The organism is Pseudoalteromonas sp. SWYJZ19 (genome assembly GCF_015864375.1).
Taxonomy (GTDB): domain Bacteria; phylum Pseudomonadota; class Gammaproteobacteria; order Enterobacterales; family Alteromonadaceae; genus Pseudoalteromonas; species Pseudoalteromonas arctica.
In genome coordinates, this window is the sequence record NZ_JADYXI010000023.1 from 25,690 (window position 1) to 41,991 (window position 16,302).

Consider the following 16,302-nt stretch of genomic DNA (forward strand, 5'->3'; position numbering starts at 1 on the left):
ATTCCGTTATAGATTAATTTACAGCCTGCCCAACAATGGCGTCGGTTAGATGAAGTTTGGTGGTTTGAGCATCGGTTAAACGGGTTTTGAGTTGGTCGCAAAGTGCCATTAGTTGATCGACTTTAATAACAATGCGGTTTTGTTCTTCTAATGGCGGTAGCGCTACTCTAATTTCTCGTATAGTCGTCATTGATAAGCTAGGTTGAGCTGTTGACTTCATTGATTTAAACAATTCAGTTTTACCTGCGGGGCTATTTAAATAAATACAAAGAAAGTAAAGGCTCGTGTTTGAATATGGCTCTACTTTAGCTACATTAGGAGCTAGGTGCCAACGCTCTTCCTTATCGAATACACAAACATCACCTATACCAGCACCAATAAACGTAATTAAGAGCGAAGGACGATCTAAAGCACTCCTAGGAAGCTGTGATGAAATATCTGAATCAATATACTTTAGATTATTTAATGCTGGTTTAAATGGGCGAACATTTTGTGCTCTAATAACAGGTACCTCACCTTTATCTGCCAGCTTGAAGTATTTGCTATATTCAAAGCCCGCTAATTTAGTAACAAATACTAAATCATTTAATAGTGGTGTCTCCCAAGAGGTTGGAACTTTAAATGCTAACTCTCCATCTATAATTACCTTCTTTGGCTTCTGAATTTCTTTATCTTTAATCCTTTTTGATTGGTGGGTACGTATTCGAGCCATTAACTCGGTTGCGGGTTCGTCATCTGGGTTTTGTGGTACGAGTTTGCCCATGACTGCGAGTTGTAAAATGGTTTGTTTTAGCGTGTCGATGCTGGCGGTGGTGGTGAATAGCGTGTCGAAATGTTCGCTTACACGTTGCCAGTTTTGTTGAAACTGTTCAGCGGTTTGTTCGGGTGTTACTCCTTGCTCTGGTGCTTTTAGTAAGGCCTCTAACAGCACTTCAACTAATGTTTGATGTGCCGTAATACTATCTTCAGTTTGCGCCTCAAGCGCATCACACAAGCTCATTAACTCATCGACTTTAGCAACGATGCGTTGTTGCTCATCCAATGGTGGGATTACTAGTAGCATTAGCGATAGTTTCCCTAAGTATATCCCCTTTTGAGCAGTGCCCTTTGCGTGTTTATCAAAGTACCTCATACAAATAGGTGATATAAATTGATTACATATAAACTCAGGGATTAAATCTGTACTAATAACAGCAACACTTCTTTGCAATACAAACTTAGGTGCCATCGGAGGTACAACTGCCGAGCGCCCTATTGAACCGACGATAGTGAGTAGAACATCATTTTCTTGAACTAGGGTTCTAGAGTGTTCCTTATCATAATTTTCTTGATCTACGTACCTCGAAGGATTTACAAAATCGATTTTGCCATAATTTACGTTTTGCCCACTTAACATAGGGTATCCTTCCCCGTTATTTCTAGAAGGATTATGAGAGCCATCCGTCAGCTTTTTTGCTATCTCACCTAGCCTTGCCCACTCCCAACCTTTTGGCAATTCAAACGGTTTTTCATCTCCACTAATCTCTGGCAGTGCTTTTGGCTTTTTGATTTTCTTATCTTTAACTAACTGCGTTTTTTCATCGGCTATTTGCTCAAGCAATACTGAGGCGGGTTCGTCATTTGGATCTTGTGGCACTAACTTGCCACGTACTGCGAGCTCTAAAATAAGCTCACGCAGTTTTTTAATGCCATGAAGTGAAAACTTTTTAGATGAGCCACGCCCTGCTGACGATTTTTGCTCGATGGCTGTGGTCCAAATATCTAGGTGCTCGGTTATTAGCTGCTCTGCGCTTGTGTTTGGTGCTTTAGTCTCAGCCATTACTTGCCCTCAGCATCTTTAGACAGCGCCGCTGATAATATGCCTTTAAGCTGATCGCGTAGTGCTTGTATGTCTGCTTGCTGCTTTGAGTAATCGGCTAATAACGCTTGTGGGTCGTGGCTTATTACCTCGCCTACATGCGGGTTTTTAATATCGAGATTGTAGTTACGAGCAATAATATCGTCGATTGATACTTTCCACGCTTGTTCGGTTTCAGTTCGACTCGCAAAGCCGTCTGTTTCATTGCCCCACCATTCGAGCTCCGTTTTGAATTCTTCAAACTTCATGGGTTTGGTTTTGTTGTAATTTTTTACACCTGCTGGGTATGGGTGCTCGTAAAACCAAACGTCTTTAGTTGGGGTGCCTTTGGTAAAAAACAGAATATTAGTTTTAATGCTCGTGTACGGGGCAAATACGCCATTAGGTAAGCGTACTATGGTGTGTAAGTTACATTCCTCAACTAACAGCTTTTTAATTTTGGTTTTAACGCCTTCACCAAATAGGGTGCCATCTGGCAATACAACCGCCGCGCGCCCTTTAGTGTTGAGCACTTCTATAATGAGTTGTAAGAATAGGTCGGCTGTTTCGCGGGTTTGCATGTCACTTGGGAAGTTTTTCTCTATGCCGTCTTCTTCGGTACCGCCAAATGGTGGGTTGGTGATGATTACATCTACTTGGTCATCCCAGCTTGAAAGCGGTTTATTTAGTGTATTGCCGTGTTTAACTTGTACCGGTACCTCAATGCCGTGAAGCATCATGTTGGTAGTACACAGTAAGTGCGGGAGTTGTTTTTTTTCTACGCCGTGTATTTGCTTTTGAAGTATTTGGTGGTCGTCGCCCGATTTAACATAGTTTGCTTTTACATGGTCGAACGCACAGGCTAAAAAGCCACCGGTACCACAAGCCGGGTCCATGATTGACTCACCTAGTTTTGGGTCGGTTACTGCCACTATAAATTTAGTGATGGCGCGCGGGGTATAAAATTCGCCCGCGTTGCCTGCGCTTTGTAAATCTTTTAATATTTGCTCGTACAGGTCGCCAAATAAGTGGCGCTCTTTTGAGTCTGTAAAGTCTATTTCGTTTAGCTTGTTGATAACCTGGCGTAGTAGCGTGCCGTTTTTCATGTAATTAAAGGCATCGCTAAAGGCTTGGGTGACTACATAGCCGCGTGGGTTTTTATCTATGGGTGCTATTAGGCTTTTAAGCTCAGGGAATAGCTTGTCGTTTACAAACTCTAAAAGCTCATCGCCGGTTATGCCTTCGTTGTCAGCCGCCCAATTACGCCATAAAAACTTCTCAGGGATTGGCTCGCGGTAATCGTCTAATTCTAGTTCTAGCTCTTCTTCTTGTGCGTCAAATACTTTTAAAAATAGTAACCACGACATTTGACCAAGGCGTTGTGCGTCACCATCGACACCGGCGTCTTTACGCATAATATCTTGAATTGATTTAATAGCTGAACTGATAGACATAGTATTCTCTTGTTTGATTATTTTTATAAACAGCGACTAAAAGCAAATATAAAAGCTATTTATTTTGATTGGTTTAATGCTTTGCTGTCGCTAATACATAGCGACAGCAAACATATAATTAAGCTGTTTTAGGCGTTGGCATTTGGTAAATTTCGGCTTCGAGCTCTTTAAGCGCTTGCTCGTATTGTGCTTTGCCACCAAAGCCATTCTTGATGATTTCTTTGGTATTACCTATATCTGTAAATGGCGCAACTTTTAACGCTTGTATAGATTCGATTTCTTGTACGCCTACATCAGCGTATTTTAACAGAAGGTTCTCGAGTACGGTGTGCGCGGTTCCCGAATATTTAGTGAAATAGTTACGCTTTTGTACGTTATCTGCGCGCTCTTTACGAGTAAGGGGTGGTTGGTCGTAAACTACATGGCAGATCATATCAAATGGGTCCATGTCTTTGCCTACTTCTTCCTCAAGCGCAGACCAAATAATGCCTTCTTCGGCAAGCTCGTCTACTACGGCTTGTTTACGCTCTGATTCATTCCAGCGTTTTACAAATTCATCCAATGAGCTGTACTGCTTGCTCATGGTTTTACGAGTGTAATCTATAAATGATTCGGTAACGAGTTTACCATCGGTATCGTAATACTGTACCCGCTCTGCCACTTTATTAACTGTAACACCTGATACGCGATACTTAACCATTTTATTGGTTTCATCGTCCCATTCGCCATCGAGGCTGCCATCGCCTTTAGGGTCATTTATAGTATCTGTTGTATCGTCAGCGGTTGATTGTTCATCGAATACACTATCAGGCTGCTCTACACCGGTTGTATCATCTTGTGATTCAAGATCAACGTCTTCGTCTTCAATGTCGGTGGGCGTTACTTTTATTATTTTTTCTGGTGTGCCATCAAAGCGTTCATCGGCAAACAACTCGGTGGCTTTTTTAAAGTCGAGTATGGTGAACCACAGCTTGCCGTAACGATCGTCAATACGGGTACCACGACCAATAATTTGTTTAAACTTGGTCATTGATTGAATGTTCTGATCGAGCACCACTAGCTTACAGGTTTTAGCGTCAACTCCAGTGGTCATGAGTTCTGAGGTGGTAGCAATAACTGGGTATGGGCGTTTAGGGTTTATAAAGTTATCTAGCTGTCCTTTGCCTAGTTCGTCATCGCCGGTGATCTTCATCACGTATTTATCGTTTTTAGCCATTTGCTCTGGGTTTAAGTTGGCAATGGCTCGGCGCATACGCTCGGCGTGATCTATGTCGTTACAAAACACGATGGTTTTAGCCATAGGGTCTGTACGTTTTAAATAGTTGGTAATGGTTTCTGCCACCAGCTGTGTTCGCTCGTCAATTACCATTGTGCGGTCAAAGTCTTTTTGGTTGTATATGCGGTCTTGTATTACTTCGCCATTGTTATCAACCTGCCCTTTTGTTGGTCGCCAGCCTTGTAGGTCTACATCAAGATCGACACGTACCACTTTATATGGCGCTAAAAAGCCATCTTCAATACCTTCTTTTAGGGAATAGGTATAAGCGGGGTCACCAAAGTAGTCAGAGTTTGATACTTCCTCTGTTTCTTTTGGTGTTGCGGTTAAACCTACTTGAGCAGCCCCTTTGAAGTAGGTGAGTATTTCGCGCCATGCGCTATCTTCACTTGCGCTACCACGGTGGCACTCGTCAATAATAATGAGGTCGAAAAAGTCTGGGTCTACTTGCTTGAACGCTTTTTGAGATTCTTCTGGCCCTGTTAGTGCTTGGTATAGTGCTAAATGTATTTCGTAAGCGGGGTCGATTTTTCTACCGGTAATTTTGGTCATTGAAGTACCAAACGGCTGAAAATCATTAATTCGGGTTTGATCGACCAATATGTTGCGGTCGGCTAAAAACAATATGCGTTTTTTAGCGCGTGATTTCCATAAGCGCCAAATGATTTGAAACGCGGTATAAGTTTTACCGGTTCCTGTTGCCATGACGAGGAGTACACGGTCTTTACCTGACGATATAGCCTCTACTGTTTTATTAATCGCTTGGAGCTGATAGTAACGGGGATGCTTGCCACTGCCATCATCGTAATAAGCTTGGTTGATTATAGGTAATTGAGATTCGGTATAGCCCTTGTAAGCGCAATACTTAGCCCAAAGCTCTTGAGGTGATGGGAAGTCTTCTAAGCGTATTTCTGATTCAAGGTTGTGCGCATCAGGCGTGCCTAGCTTGGTTTTATCGTGAAATATAAAGCCATCGCCATTAGAGGCGAATATAAACGGCACATCGAGCAGCCTAGCGTAATCTAAGCCTTGTTGAAGGCCTTTGCCTACTTCGTGCTTATTGGCTTTAGCCTCGATTACAGCAAGCGGCATACTAGGTTTATGGTAAAGCACTATGTCAGCCGACTTAACCGTTTTACGTACACCAAGTTGCCCACGGACGATTACTTTACCGGCACGTAATTTAACCTCTTGGCGTATTTGGGTTATATCGTCCCAGCCTGCGGTTTTAACTGCGGGTAGGATAAACTTGCTGATTATATCGGTTTCGCTGAGCTTTCTTTTATCCATAACTTAAACCATCCCTAAATACTGCGCTATGAGTGCGCACAACTCGTTGATTCAACGTGTTTCATGCTATTTAGTGATGCTATATAAAATAAGGTTAATAAGCAAAAATAAAAGGTAAAACTAAAAAACGAGAGACAGTGTCTCTCGTTTTAATTTAAGATAAACCTTTTAAGGCGTACTGCAATCATTCATTGTTTAAATATAATCACTTAACACTATGAGTATTTGCATTTATTTTCCGCAGCAATTTTTATACTTTAAATTAGAGCCGCACAAACAAAATTCATTTCGTCCTAATTTAGTGGCTTTAGTAAAAGGCTTTTGCGGTTCTACTTTTACTTTGTCACCTTTAATTTCGTCTAGTAAACCAGAAAATAGTTCTCTTATTTTTAAGTACTTTTCATCAAGGTACAAAGCTGCATCTAAGTTACCAGTAGCAATTGCTTGGCATAAGTAATTTTGAGCTAGTTCGTCATCTTTTTTAACTAACTCACCTTTGTAATAGATTTTACCTAATTCAAACATTGATTTATTACAGCCTAGCCTTACTGCTTTTTTAAAACTCTCAACTGCTTTATTACCATTAATTGAGCTAGCTTTAGCTGAAGAATATAAAACACCTAACCTCTGATATAGAAAAACAGTATGCTCAGCCTTTTTGTGGTTAAGGTATTTATGTGCTTTTTTATAGTCTTCACCTAAGTAATAGCACCAACCTAAATAAGCGTAAGCAGCGTAAAAGCCTCTTTTTGCTAATGCGTTTAATAATATTGTTACCTCAGTAATATGTAGGTTATCTACTTTATTGTTGAAACATAAAAGAGCATATTTAAACAGAATTTGATGGCTTTGCTGAGCAATACTAATTTGTTTATCATCAGCGCTAATAACATCAGTTATTGTTTTTTTTGAGCAAAGTTGAAAAGCACTTTTATAAGACTCAGCTGCAAAAGAATACATAGTCTGTGCGCGCGCAGTAAAAGATTTTTCATCTAAATCTTCACTTTCAAAAACTTCTCCCATTTTTTCGTAAAAATCACCTAATCTTAAATACTCTTTATAGTCACAAGAGATTAAACAGTTAAACCACAAGTCTTTATGTTCTTGGCCTCCCACATCTATTAACTCATATTGAGGTAAACGCTCGCCAAGCCCTAAGCTCAAGTAAGCACTTTCCAGTAAATCTAAGATTTTTGTTCTTGAGGCTAGCGCCTTACCCTGCAAGCTCTCGTTACTCAACTCCTTATTATGAACGCCATCGTTTGTTAACTCTCTAACAGCATGAAATAGCTCTCTATCAGCTCCATGAATTGCGCTGATATCTGCAAGTTCATTTATTTGCTCCCATAAGTTTTTATTAGTAAATTCATAACTATGGTGTTGCGCATATAGTAAGCATAAGGTCTCTAGTATTTTACGAAATTTAAACAAACTAACATCAGGGCTTACATTCATCAGTAATAGTGCATTTTTGTAATCTGAAGCAATGGACTCTTTAAACAATGCTGCGAATTGTTCATCATTATTTATAGTGCTCATGCTGAAGCTCCCTGTTTATACGCGGCGTTATTTTTAAGCTGATACTCGCTATTACTAATGAGGCTAACTGTATTATCCTTTTTATATCGGCTAGTAAACGTCTCCCAGTTTATTTCACAGACTTCTAATGCTTGCTTCACACCTACATCTAAAATTAAATCACCATAAACATATCCATTTTGAGTTGCGCTATTTTGATAAAAGCGTCCTTGAGGGTTAATCATTAAATAAGAATTTGTCATTGCTTCGTTGTCTTCTGCCACCATGACTTCTTTTAATGAAGCGTGGCGTTTTACAAACCCAGAAAATTGCTCATCAGAAACTAATAAGTTGCTATTTAGTACAGGCAGCACCTGAAACACCTTCCATTTTTCGGGTTTTATGTCTGCTATTAGCTGCTCGAATGATTCTTGGTAATTAAGGCTATTAACAACGGTGTTTAACTTTATTGTAATCGATGGATTAACGCTACGAATCTGTGTAACTGCTTTAATTAAATCGTGGCTTCCAAAAGACTTACCTTTACGATCTATTCGGCCAATATCTTTACGTGCAGTTGAAAATTGGCTATCAAAACTGATCCCAATCATTGAAAACATGGCACCATAGTTATCTATAAAAGATTTTGTTAGGTAGTGGCCATTGGTAATTAGCGATAAATTAAAGCCTAGCAACTTTGTTTTTATGATTAACTTTTCAAAACGTTTTTTAAGTATTAAGGGCTCCCCACCTGCAAAATTAATACGTACACTTTTGTAAGGGAAAACTGCTTTTACTTGGTTGGTATTATCGTCAAAAAAGTAATTGGCTAATTTTTCAAGCATTAACTCTGCATCTTGGCCATTAGCTTGTATTTCGTTGGGACGATCCCACTTTGCATAGCAAAATTTGCATGAGTAGTTACATACTTCTGTAACGTGATAATTAATGACTAATTCATCAATAGACTTATTCATGCGAACCTCCTAACACAAGGTTCAATAACGTTGTTTTAATAGCTGAATCAGCTAATGAAAGTTCATTGGTTTCATTGAGTAATGAAAAAAGAATTAAATGGTGCATTATAATCTCCTAATATCACCGCGGAGTGCGGTGACTTCAGGAGCAAGTATCAAACTGTGAAATTCACAAAAAAGGGAAGGCAGTAAATATTTTAATATTTATTCAGCAATAAACTATATTCTTCGTATTCTGCTTTTTTAGTGTTGTATAGAGTTACTAGCCATTGACCCTGTTCGCTAATAAACGCATCTGGGTTGTTGGTAATTAGTTTACCCAAAACACCAAATTCACCTTCGATGACGGCTTTAAGCGCTAAATCATATGGGCTCGATTGCGCATCAAACTCAATAGAATCAGCAATCATCTCCAATGAACTATATTGACCTTCATTAAATGGATATGGAATTTGATCTTGTGACCAATCTATATTTTCATCTGTTAGAAAGAGCCTTAAATCACCAATACGCTTATCAAGTGCTTGAAATAGTAATTTTTTAGCCTTCCACTCCTTGGCAAATTGCTCAAAACTTTCAGTGTTGATTTTTTCGCCATTGAGCCAATTTACAACTAATTTTTTATCTTCAAACAACGTATCTAGAATAACCAGATTGCGAATAAATACATGATTACCTGCTTTAATAGGCTTTGGCACATAATCGACTGACTCAGATTTTATATCTTCCTCATCAAGTAGTTTAGCTTTGAGATTTTTATCTTTAACGTAATAATTTAAACGACTTCTCAACCGCTCTGGTAACAAGTTGCGGTCAATTCCCAAAGCTTGACAGGCAACCGCTGCAATACTTTTATTTTTACCAGCCATACTGATTCCCATAGCAACCAAGACGTTTTTTTGCGCCTTGAACCGTTAAAACACCTTTCGCTACAAATTCGTAATCAATTCTGTTTGTCTCGACACCGCACTGTTTTGCTACTCTATAAATTGCGCCAATACACATCCCTGCCAAATTGGCCTCCTCTAAAGATGTACTCATTGAGCCAAGTAGTGAATTTTTTTGTTCTAAAAATTCACTACAATATTTTTTAAGATTAATTTTATAGTATGAATGGTATCCGGTGCACTGCCCCGCTAAGTGCGCTTCAGTCACAGAAGTTGAAAGCTTTTCTAATAGTGAGCGTTGTTGCTCTTTTTTTTCTTTACACGCAAGGTCTATATCAACTTTCGCTAAACTGCTTGAGCTGAAAAGAATGAATATGACGAATATAAACCCTTTAAACATTGACGGTGCCTGCTTTTGTTGAGTCTTTTTCAGCTACTTGCTTTAATGGTTTTTCGTCAGGCTTAAAGTTAATTAGACACGAAATAAATAAGCTAATTATTATCACGTCATCAATCCAATAAGCGTTGTATCTACTCACAATAAGAAAAGGAATAATGCCTAGTAGGCTTACTTTTATTAGTACGTTTAGTGACTGAATACCTAATAAGCTGACACTAAACCGAAAAGGAGTGATAGCTAATTTTTTATATTTCCCAATTAAATTGCTCGCTGTTTTAATATTTACAATCCAAAACCAGCCTACTAGTAACTTAACAAACAAATTATCCTGAGTTTTAACCAATACTAAGAGGCTAATAACCCCAAGCACTAAAATAACTATTAGCGTGATTAAGAAGTGAAATAAAGAATGAGCCCAAATGCTAGGTTTTGATAACTGCTCTATTTGGTTAGCTCTTGAAAAAAAGTAAAACTTTGCTGAGTTTCTAATTAAATCAGGTTTTTTTAGCTGAGATAAATATTCAAAAGCAATCATATGTTTGGCTTTATATGTTGCAAAGCCATTGTCTGATAATTGAAAATCTTCATTTTCGTCTAATAAGGTATTTTTTTTATCTAAATACGCTATTGAATCTAGCGCGGTAGTAACCTTTTCATCACTTTTATCGAGTTCTTTAGGTACTTCAAACCCTGTGTCTTTTTTTAGGGATGCAAGGTTTACTCGCCATTGCTGTATTAATTGATTCTGGGATAGGTGGTTATCTTGAGTTTCTGCTTCTACTTTTGCATTGGTGTCAGTGGTGTTCGAATGCTCGTTATTACTTTCCATACTTCTCTTAATATCCTTATACAAATAACTAAATTGAAGATTTTTATAATATTAAAACTAAAGCTCTTATATTTTTTATACTTTAAAGCAGAGTGACAGTTAGGCACTTTAATCCATTAAAATCACTTCATAAGGTGGATTTAACATGCATAACCTGATGATACCGCAAAAATTGAGACTTTATAAAACTTAATTTTAAAAATATGAATGGGTTCTTAATTACTAAATTATGATTTCACTTAAGCGCGCTAGTGCCACTCTACCGCTTTTACTAGCCTAGCCAACTTATAAAAAGGCTATTTTTATTTATTAAAACTTCATTCAATCAAAAGGGCTACTGTAAGGTAACCCCTTTGCTCTCATACAAAAAAAATTTATTTTACTAAGGTTTTCAAATCTGCAGCAGTGCCGTTATACATTTTCCAATTATCAACAGACTCTATAATTTCTGCATTCGGAGATAATAGGCCTAGTGTTAACTTTTGGTCACGCTTAAACAAAGCTAGTCCAATATAATCATCTACACGAAGCATCCCCGTTCGATTATAAGCAACACCATCTGAGTAAACTAATGAAGTCTGGTTCATTTCAAATGCTGGCGAGAACGCTACATCTTGGACATATGAAAAACGCGTATCAACTGCTTCGCCACTGTCATATTCAACAGACATACGCTCTTCAAAATCAACTTCATAAGCAACACCATCAAATTCACCTGCACTATCATCCGCTAAGCCCGTATAAATAGCATGGTACCAATCACGATCTCGAAGACCCATACCTTCATTCACAGCTGCAGAATAGTCATCCATCCACATGTAGCCACCACCATATCTCCTTCCGTCTACTATCTTTTCTACTTGAAACAATAGTGCGGTACCCGCATCTGATTTATGGCCATAAACTAAGTTGTAAATTAAAGTGTAACTATCTTGGCTTGTTATAACCATCAAACCATCACGATCAACGGTAAAATTATAACAATCAGCATCCACATCAGCGTTTAAAGGTTGCCCTGAATCAACAAACGCATTTTTTATACAAAACTGCTCCCAAGAATTCTCTGCTTTAATAGTTACTTGGCCATACTGATCACCATCAAGGCGGTCAAAATGGTATACACTCCAATCACCCACAAACGAAGAGAGCGTGGTATCTTGGATGAAATCACCTTCTACAACGTCAACCTCTACGCTCGGGACCTTTAAATAAAGCAAACCACTTTCATCAAGCTCAAATGAAATCTCACTGGCAACAACACCCGACTCAAGCGCTGCATAAACAGTATCAGCAGCAAGAGAGACGTCATACGGCACATCCGTTAAAGACACACCTTCTTGTAATAATTTAATTGCATAGTCAGATGCCAAGCCAACCAAAACAGCTTGTGCATTGCTATCATCTAGCGCCGTGTAGTCACCTTCAAACACACTTACATCAACCGACCATAAATCTGCGATTGATTCAACAGAGTAACCAGAGTCTACAGCCATCGTTGTTACAGGGCTTACATTCGCTGAGCCAGCTTCTGCATACATAGTGTATGAGTGACCCACAATGTTGCCCTCATTTACGTTCGCTGTTTTCTCTGACACTGCATCAACAATAATTGCTGTATCTGTGTAGTCACCTGACACTGTAAATGCACCTGATGCTGATGTGAGGCCTAAAAACTCAGATTCTTCACACGTTAAGTTTTGGTTTACGTCTGCACAAACGCGAGCATCGCTTAGTGGTCCTACGGTACCAATAACAAAATCAACATTGGTAACAACGCCTGTTGATGTGTCACCAGTCGAGTCCGGCACCTGCGTTTCAGAGCCAGAACCACATGCCGCAAGCAAGCTACAAAGAGATAAGGTAATTAATTTTTTCATTTTTATATTCCAATATTTTTAAGGTAGGTAAGCAACTGAGGTGCCTGAAGATTAAACTTTGATTTTTAGCCTATTTTTTGTTTGTAAACGCGCTCCACTTAGAGCTCTCTTTAAACGACTTACAACAACTCAGCTGTTGGCTACACTTTTAAGATGTTCTAGTAAAATTCCCATTAACTTTTCATCATATTGTGATGTCCCGTCAGGGCTTACAGAAACAGGATGACTTAAACGATATTCAACTTTTGACTTACCGCGGTACAAAAAAATATCTAAATCTACATACGCAACCATATCACCTGAATTAAATGTAAAACTATTCTTGTAGACTCGCTTATTTGACTTATTCTCATTCGGTTTTTGCTTTAATTTTCTCTCAAAACTTGTTTGAACAGATGCAGGGTCAAATTCAACATTAAATGAACCGCTAGAATAAACATGTCTATCAATATTTTTGCCGGGTTTATTCAATACATTATCGAGTAACTCTTGAAGTGTTTTGTCGCTAACTGGAGAAGATATTGGGATAAACAATGCGTCAGAAGCATCTTCTGCAGTCGCAGTCATTGCAGGTAAAAGGTTAACTTTAAAAGATTCAGTTGTTTCTTCAATTTGGTAAGGAAATGCAGTGTGAACTTTTGAAAGATAAGTACTGCCTGTGCGGAATTTATCCCCGCGAAAGTAGGTAATCTTCACTTCAGAATCAGTTAGAGAAACTTTTTTACCCCATATTGATTTTATGTCTGCCGTTTGCCACTTTCCGCATTCGATATCGCATTGCGTATATCCAGTATGTGCTGAAACATGCTCCCTTAAAGCATTTTTCACAGCTCCTAAAGTAACAACATTACTTGCAACGCCTGGTAGTTTTTTATATTCAAGTGTTTTATTTTTAGCCGTTAGACTCAACGGGATATCCCTGATATCGGGAGTTGACTTACAACCCGAAACAAAAGATAAAATAACAGCGATTACAGCAAGTCTTTTTAAGTTCATTATTAATAATTCCTTCTTATTTAAAGTTTAATTAAATGCGATTTTGTAAACTTATATACAATGGTTTTGAAGCATGTTTTTTCACGAAAGGAATATCTATGATTTTTTAAAAAGGAGGTAGTGAATAAATATAAAACAGTGTGATTTAGTGTGAAATATTATAATTATTAAATAGTTATAAATATTACGGAGATTGTTGAAATAATCAAAACAAATGGTTAAACTCCCCGAAAAAATAATAAAGCTCTTCCTGTGAACTATAAAATCAATGACTTTTTAATCTCACCAGATATTAATTCAGCATCAAGAAACAACGAAAAATTTGAACTGACCTCCCAAGAAATAATTGCACTTAAACTGTTTTTTTCGTCCGATGATGGTTTTGTTGATACACAAACTCTTGAATCAGAAATTTGGGGGGAACGCATTGTAACTAAAAACTCACTTCGCAAGTTGATAAGTGATCTACGCTTAAAATTTGGCGATAGGGAATCATTTAAAAACATAAGAGGTAGAGGCTACAAACTCAAATTTGAATCGATTGAACCCTCAACGGTTAATCACAAAAAAGTATGGATTTATAAGTACTTCCTCACTTTACTATTTATTATTTTGATATGTATTGTGGCAATTTTATCTTATCGCTATAAGGGTAAGATTGAAGCATTACCAAAGGTTTCAACCCAGACCGTTTTTGAATCTAAAGATTATATTTTGGACTATGCGACTCATAACAATGCGTTATTTGTTACTGCACGAGACAAAAATACATCAAAGTTATATAAAGTTGTAAATCGCCAAAACATTATATTGAAGTCGAAGGAATACTCAGGTGCTTATCGCGGCTTAGAAATTCACACTAGCGGCCGCACCATAATGCACATGGTTGAAGATTCGAAATGCAAAATTAAAATCTACCGAATACCAGTCGAAGACCAAATAGATGAAATTCCTTGTAACAGGCAAAATGCATTCCCCTCTTTTGATTGGATCGATGAAAATAGGTTTTACATTACTTTTAACGTTGATCCGAGTTCATCAATCAAACCTTTTGTATATGACCTGAAAACTAAGCGATTAGAAGAGGTCTTTAGTACCAATTTTGAGTCAGAAAATAAGAAAAATTTTATTGATGCATATATAAAAGGACACAATGATGGCGTATTTTCATTAAGAGAGAATCATTTAGATAAAATGTCTTTGACTTACTTTGAAGGTAATAATAGGAGAACACTTTATAAATTTAGAGCTAAACCTTATTCCGTTGCAGTTGCACAACAAAACCTATTCTTTGTAGGTAATAATAATGAGCTATTTATGTTGCCCTTATCAGATGACATATTATCTCAAGATATAAATTTATCGCTATTGATGGCATCGCAAGCTACCAAAATTGATGATCCTTTAGTTCTTGAAGAACAACTCTATTTTTCTTTAGGTAACGTTACCAAGGAAGTTATATATAGTTCATCAGGGGATTTTACTTATAGCTTAGAAAATGGTGTTAGAGACTTCACCTATACTGATAATGTGCTTACAGTTTTAGCATTAACCAATAGTGGTTACGCAATAGAACAACTCAAAGATGGACTTGTATTTAATACTATTTACTTCGATTCAAACCTCAGTCTCAGACATATAGCTTTTTTTAAAAACGAAATATTCTTGGCTGGTGCTGATGGTGTTTATAAGTTATTTGAAAATAAGCTGATTCAGATTAGTAATATAAAAACTATCGAGCTCGTGTCTAACGGTAAATGTATGATAGCAGAGGGTGACGGTATTCATTTATTTGAACAAAAAAAACATACCTTCATGAAAATAGTAGAGCAGGGTGAAAGAGCATTTCAAAGTGAGCAAGGGTGTTTATTTGTTGATACGCTAACTGGGAATATTGTTAATGAAAATCGTGAAATAATAAGTAAGCAAACAAAGAAAAGACTATTAATTGAGCACAAAGGAAAACTTGCACACAGATACAATGTCAAAGAACAAACACACATTGTGGATATTAAAACCGGTAAAGTAATAGAAAGAACGAGAGAGCGAGCCCGATATACAAGGCTTATTTCCTATGAGGATGATATTCTTTATTTAGGAGGAGCTGATGTTAATACTTCTATTTTGAGGTTGAAATTAGATTAAAAGCTTATCAGCTATAATCACCCTGAACTTATTATCGCTAGAGTATTTAATTTCATTGAGTGAGTAAGCGCATTGAAATTGGATGAATCTATAGTATGCAAAATTTCATTTTTCATACTATAAAACGTAAAAAAAGCGCCCTGATTAACTAGGAGCGCTTTGCGTTTAGGACAAATAAACGGGTTTTATACAAATTTAAATAACAAATATTTGAGCATGATTTTCATACTTCGGTTATTTCTCTGGCGATATTGCTCATAGTTAATTATGCCAATAGCCATCTTGGTACAGAATAAGGTCAGCGTAATAAACCAAGCAAAATTTTGAGTTGATTGGTACTGGAAAGAAAGTACTGCTGAGCCACCAAATACAATGGTCGAATATACGATTTCTATTCGATGCCGGCTTACTGCTTTCAATATCTCGGGCATTAAAAGCCGTCATCAAACGAGTCAAATGCATCAAAGCAGCCACCATCATTTGAATCCGCTATCGATTCTTCAACCTCGAAAACAGTCATTACTCTATCGTGTTGGCCTATCACATTGCCGCCTACATCTACGATATTGCAACTCGCATTAGTAATAGGAAGACCGCTGGCTGGATTAATAGCAATATCAGTAACGTCATTATTTTTCATTTTTTAAACCTTATTAATCATTAATTATTTATTTATGCTTTCAAATTTAATAATTTCGTGATAAAAATCAAACTTGTTTGACTGCGCAGCTCAGCAACAAACGGTTTGAATAAGGCATTCACTTTTCTTCTATTTTCACTTAACCTTTTAAGCAAAAATCCTTTCCTCTTTATCTA

12 protein-coding genes are annotated in these 16,302 nt (G+C 37.5%); 1 reads left to right on the plus strand and 11 read right to left on the minus strand.

The window, feature by feature from the left end:
• Nucleotides 1-13: 13 nt before the first annotated feature.
• The 10 genes from I6F45_RS18200 to I6F45_RS18245 form a co-directional block, all read right to left on the minus strand.
• Nucleotides 14-1,819: a restriction endonuclease subunit S gene (locus I6F45_RS18200; RefSeq protein WP_197161552.1), complete on the minus strand. Its 1,806-nt coding sequence runs from the start codon at nt 1,817-1,819 to the stop codon at nt 14-16.
• Nucleotides 1,819-3,291, minus strand: a complete 1,473-nt coding sequence (locus I6F45_RS18205) for an N-6 DNA methylase (protein ID WP_197161554.1) — start codon at nt 3,289-3,291, stop codon at nt 1,819-1,821. Before I6F45_RS18205 ends, I6F45_RS18200 begins: the two co-directional genes overlap by 1 nt.
• Before the next feature lie 118 nt (nt 3,292-3,409).
• Nucleotides 3,410-5,857 (minus strand): EcoAI/FtnUII family type I restriction enzme subunit R, encoded by a 2,448-nt coding sequence (hsdR, locus tag I6F45_RS18210; RefSeq protein ID WP_197161556.1) that lies wholly within the window; start codon nt 5,855-5,857, stop codon nt 3,410-3,412.
• Nucleotides 5,858-6,088: 231 nt separating this feature from the next.
• Nucleotides 6,089-7,396, minus strand: a complete 1,308-nt coding sequence (locus I6F45_RS18215) for a DUF4145 domain-containing protein (RefSeq protein WP_197161558.1) — start codon at nt 7,394-7,396, stop codon at nt 6,089-6,091.
• The gene (locus I6F45_RS18220) at nt 7,393-8,352 is read right to left on the minus strand and encodes a viperin family antiviral radical SAM protein (protein WP_197142763.1); all 960 of its coding nucleotides are present in this window, start codon (nt 8,350-8,352) and stop codon (nt 7,393-7,395) included. The genes I6F45_RS18215 and I6F45_RS18220 overlap by 4 nt, the downstream gene beginning before the upstream one ends.
• Nucleotides 8,353-8,549: 197 nt before the next feature.
• On the minus strand, nt 8,550-9,221 hold the full coding sequence (locus tag I6F45_RS18225) for a hypothetical protein (RefSeq protein WP_197142765.1): 672 nt from the start codon (nt 9,219-9,221) through the stop codon (nt 8,550-8,552).
• Nucleotides 9,211-9,639: a hypothetical protein gene (locus I6F45_RS18230; RefSeq protein ID WP_138490232.1), complete on the minus strand. Its 429-nt coding sequence runs from the start codon at nt 9,637-9,639 to the stop codon at nt 9,211-9,213. The genes I6F45_RS18225 and I6F45_RS18230 overlap by 11 nt, the downstream gene beginning before the upstream one ends.
• The gene (locus I6F45_RS18235; RefSeq protein ID WP_197161559.1) at nt 9,632-10,468 is read right to left on the minus strand and encodes a hypothetical protein; all 837 of its coding nucleotides are present in this window, start codon (nt 10,466-10,468) and stop codon (nt 9,632-9,634) included. The genes I6F45_RS18230 and I6F45_RS18235 overlap by 8 nt, the downstream gene beginning before the upstream one ends.
• Before the next feature lie 374 nt (nt 10,469-10,842).
• Complete coding sequence (locus I6F45_RS18240; protein ID WP_197161562.1) at nt 10,843-12,345, minus strand: hypothetical protein; 1,503 nt, start codon at nt 12,343-12,345, stop codon at nt 10,843-10,845.
• 129 nt (nt 12,346-12,474) lie between these two features.
• Nucleotides 12,475-13,341, minus strand: a complete 867-nt coding sequence (locus I6F45_RS18245; protein WP_197161566.1) for a hypothetical protein — start codon at nt 13,339-13,341, stop codon at nt 12,475-12,477.
• Nucleotides 13,342-13,593: 252 nt separating this feature from the next.
• On the opposite strand from I6F45_RS18245, the gene I6F45_RS18250 reads away from it, so the two are divergent.
• Complete coding sequence (locus tag I6F45_RS18250) at nt 13,594-15,486, plus strand: winged helix-turn-helix domain-containing protein (RefSeq protein WP_197161569.1); 1,893 nt, start codon at nt 13,594-13,596, stop codon at nt 15,484-15,486.
• Nucleotides 15,487-15,916: 430 nt separating this feature from the next.
• Here the strand turns inward: I6F45_RS18250 and I6F45_RS18255 are convergent, their stop codons facing one another.
• The gene (locus tag I6F45_RS18255) at nt 15,917-16,126 is read right to left on the minus strand and encodes a hypothetical protein (RefSeq protein ID WP_197141617.1); all 210 of its coding nucleotides are present in this window, start codon (nt 16,124-16,126) and stop codon (nt 15,917-15,919) included.
• Nucleotides 16,127-16,302 lie beyond the last annotated feature (176 nt).

What these genes read in the sequence shown, in the direction of transcription:
- I6F45_RS18220 (WP_197142763.1), bottom strand. Translation starts at nt 8,352, where the DNA reads ATGAATAAGTCTATTGATGAATTAGTCATTAATTATCACGTTACAGAA.
- I6F45_RS18240 (WP_197161562.1), bottom strand. Translation starts at nt 12,345, where the DNA reads ATGAAAAAATTAATTACCTTATCTCTTTGTAGCTTGCTTGCGGCATGT.
- I6F45_RS18215 (WP_197161558.1), bottom strand. Translation starts at nt 7,396, where the DNA reads ATGAGCACTATAAATAATGATGAACAATTCGCAGCATTGTTTAAAGAG.
- I6F45_RS18230 (WP_138490232.1), bottom strand. Translation starts at nt 9,639, where the DNA reads ATGTTTAAAGGGTTTATATTCGTCATATTCATTCTTTTCAGCTCAAGC.
- I6F45_RS18205 (WP_197161554.1), bottom strand. Translation starts at nt 3,291, where the DNA reads ATGTCTATCAGTTCAGCTATTAAATCAATTCAAGATATTATGCGTAAA.
- I6F45_RS18245 (WP_197161566.1), bottom strand. Translation starts at nt 13,341, where the DNA reads ATGAACTTAAAAAGACTTGCTGTAATCGCTGTTATTTTATCTTTTGTT.
- I6F45_RS18200 (WP_197161552.1), bottom strand. Translation starts at nt 1,819, where the DNA reads ATGGCTGAGACTAAAGCACCAAACACAAGCGCAGAGCAGCTAATAACC.
- I6F45_RS18255 (WP_197141617.1), bottom strand. Translation starts at nt 16,126, where the DNA reads ATGAAAAATAATGACGTTACTGATATTGCTATTAATCCAGCCAGCGGT.
- I6F45_RS18235 (WP_197161559.1), bottom strand. Translation starts at nt 10,468, where the DNA reads ATGGAAAGTAATAACGAGCATTCGAACACCACTGACACCAATGCAAAA.
- hsdR (WP_197161556.1), bottom strand. Translation starts at nt 5,857, where the DNA reads ATGGATAAAAGAAAGCTCAGCGAAACCGATATAATCAGCAAGTTTATC.
- I6F45_RS18225 (WP_197142765.1), bottom strand. Translation starts at nt 9,221, where the DNA reads ATGGCTGGTAAAAATAAAAGTATTGCAGCGGTTGCCTGTCAAGCTTTG.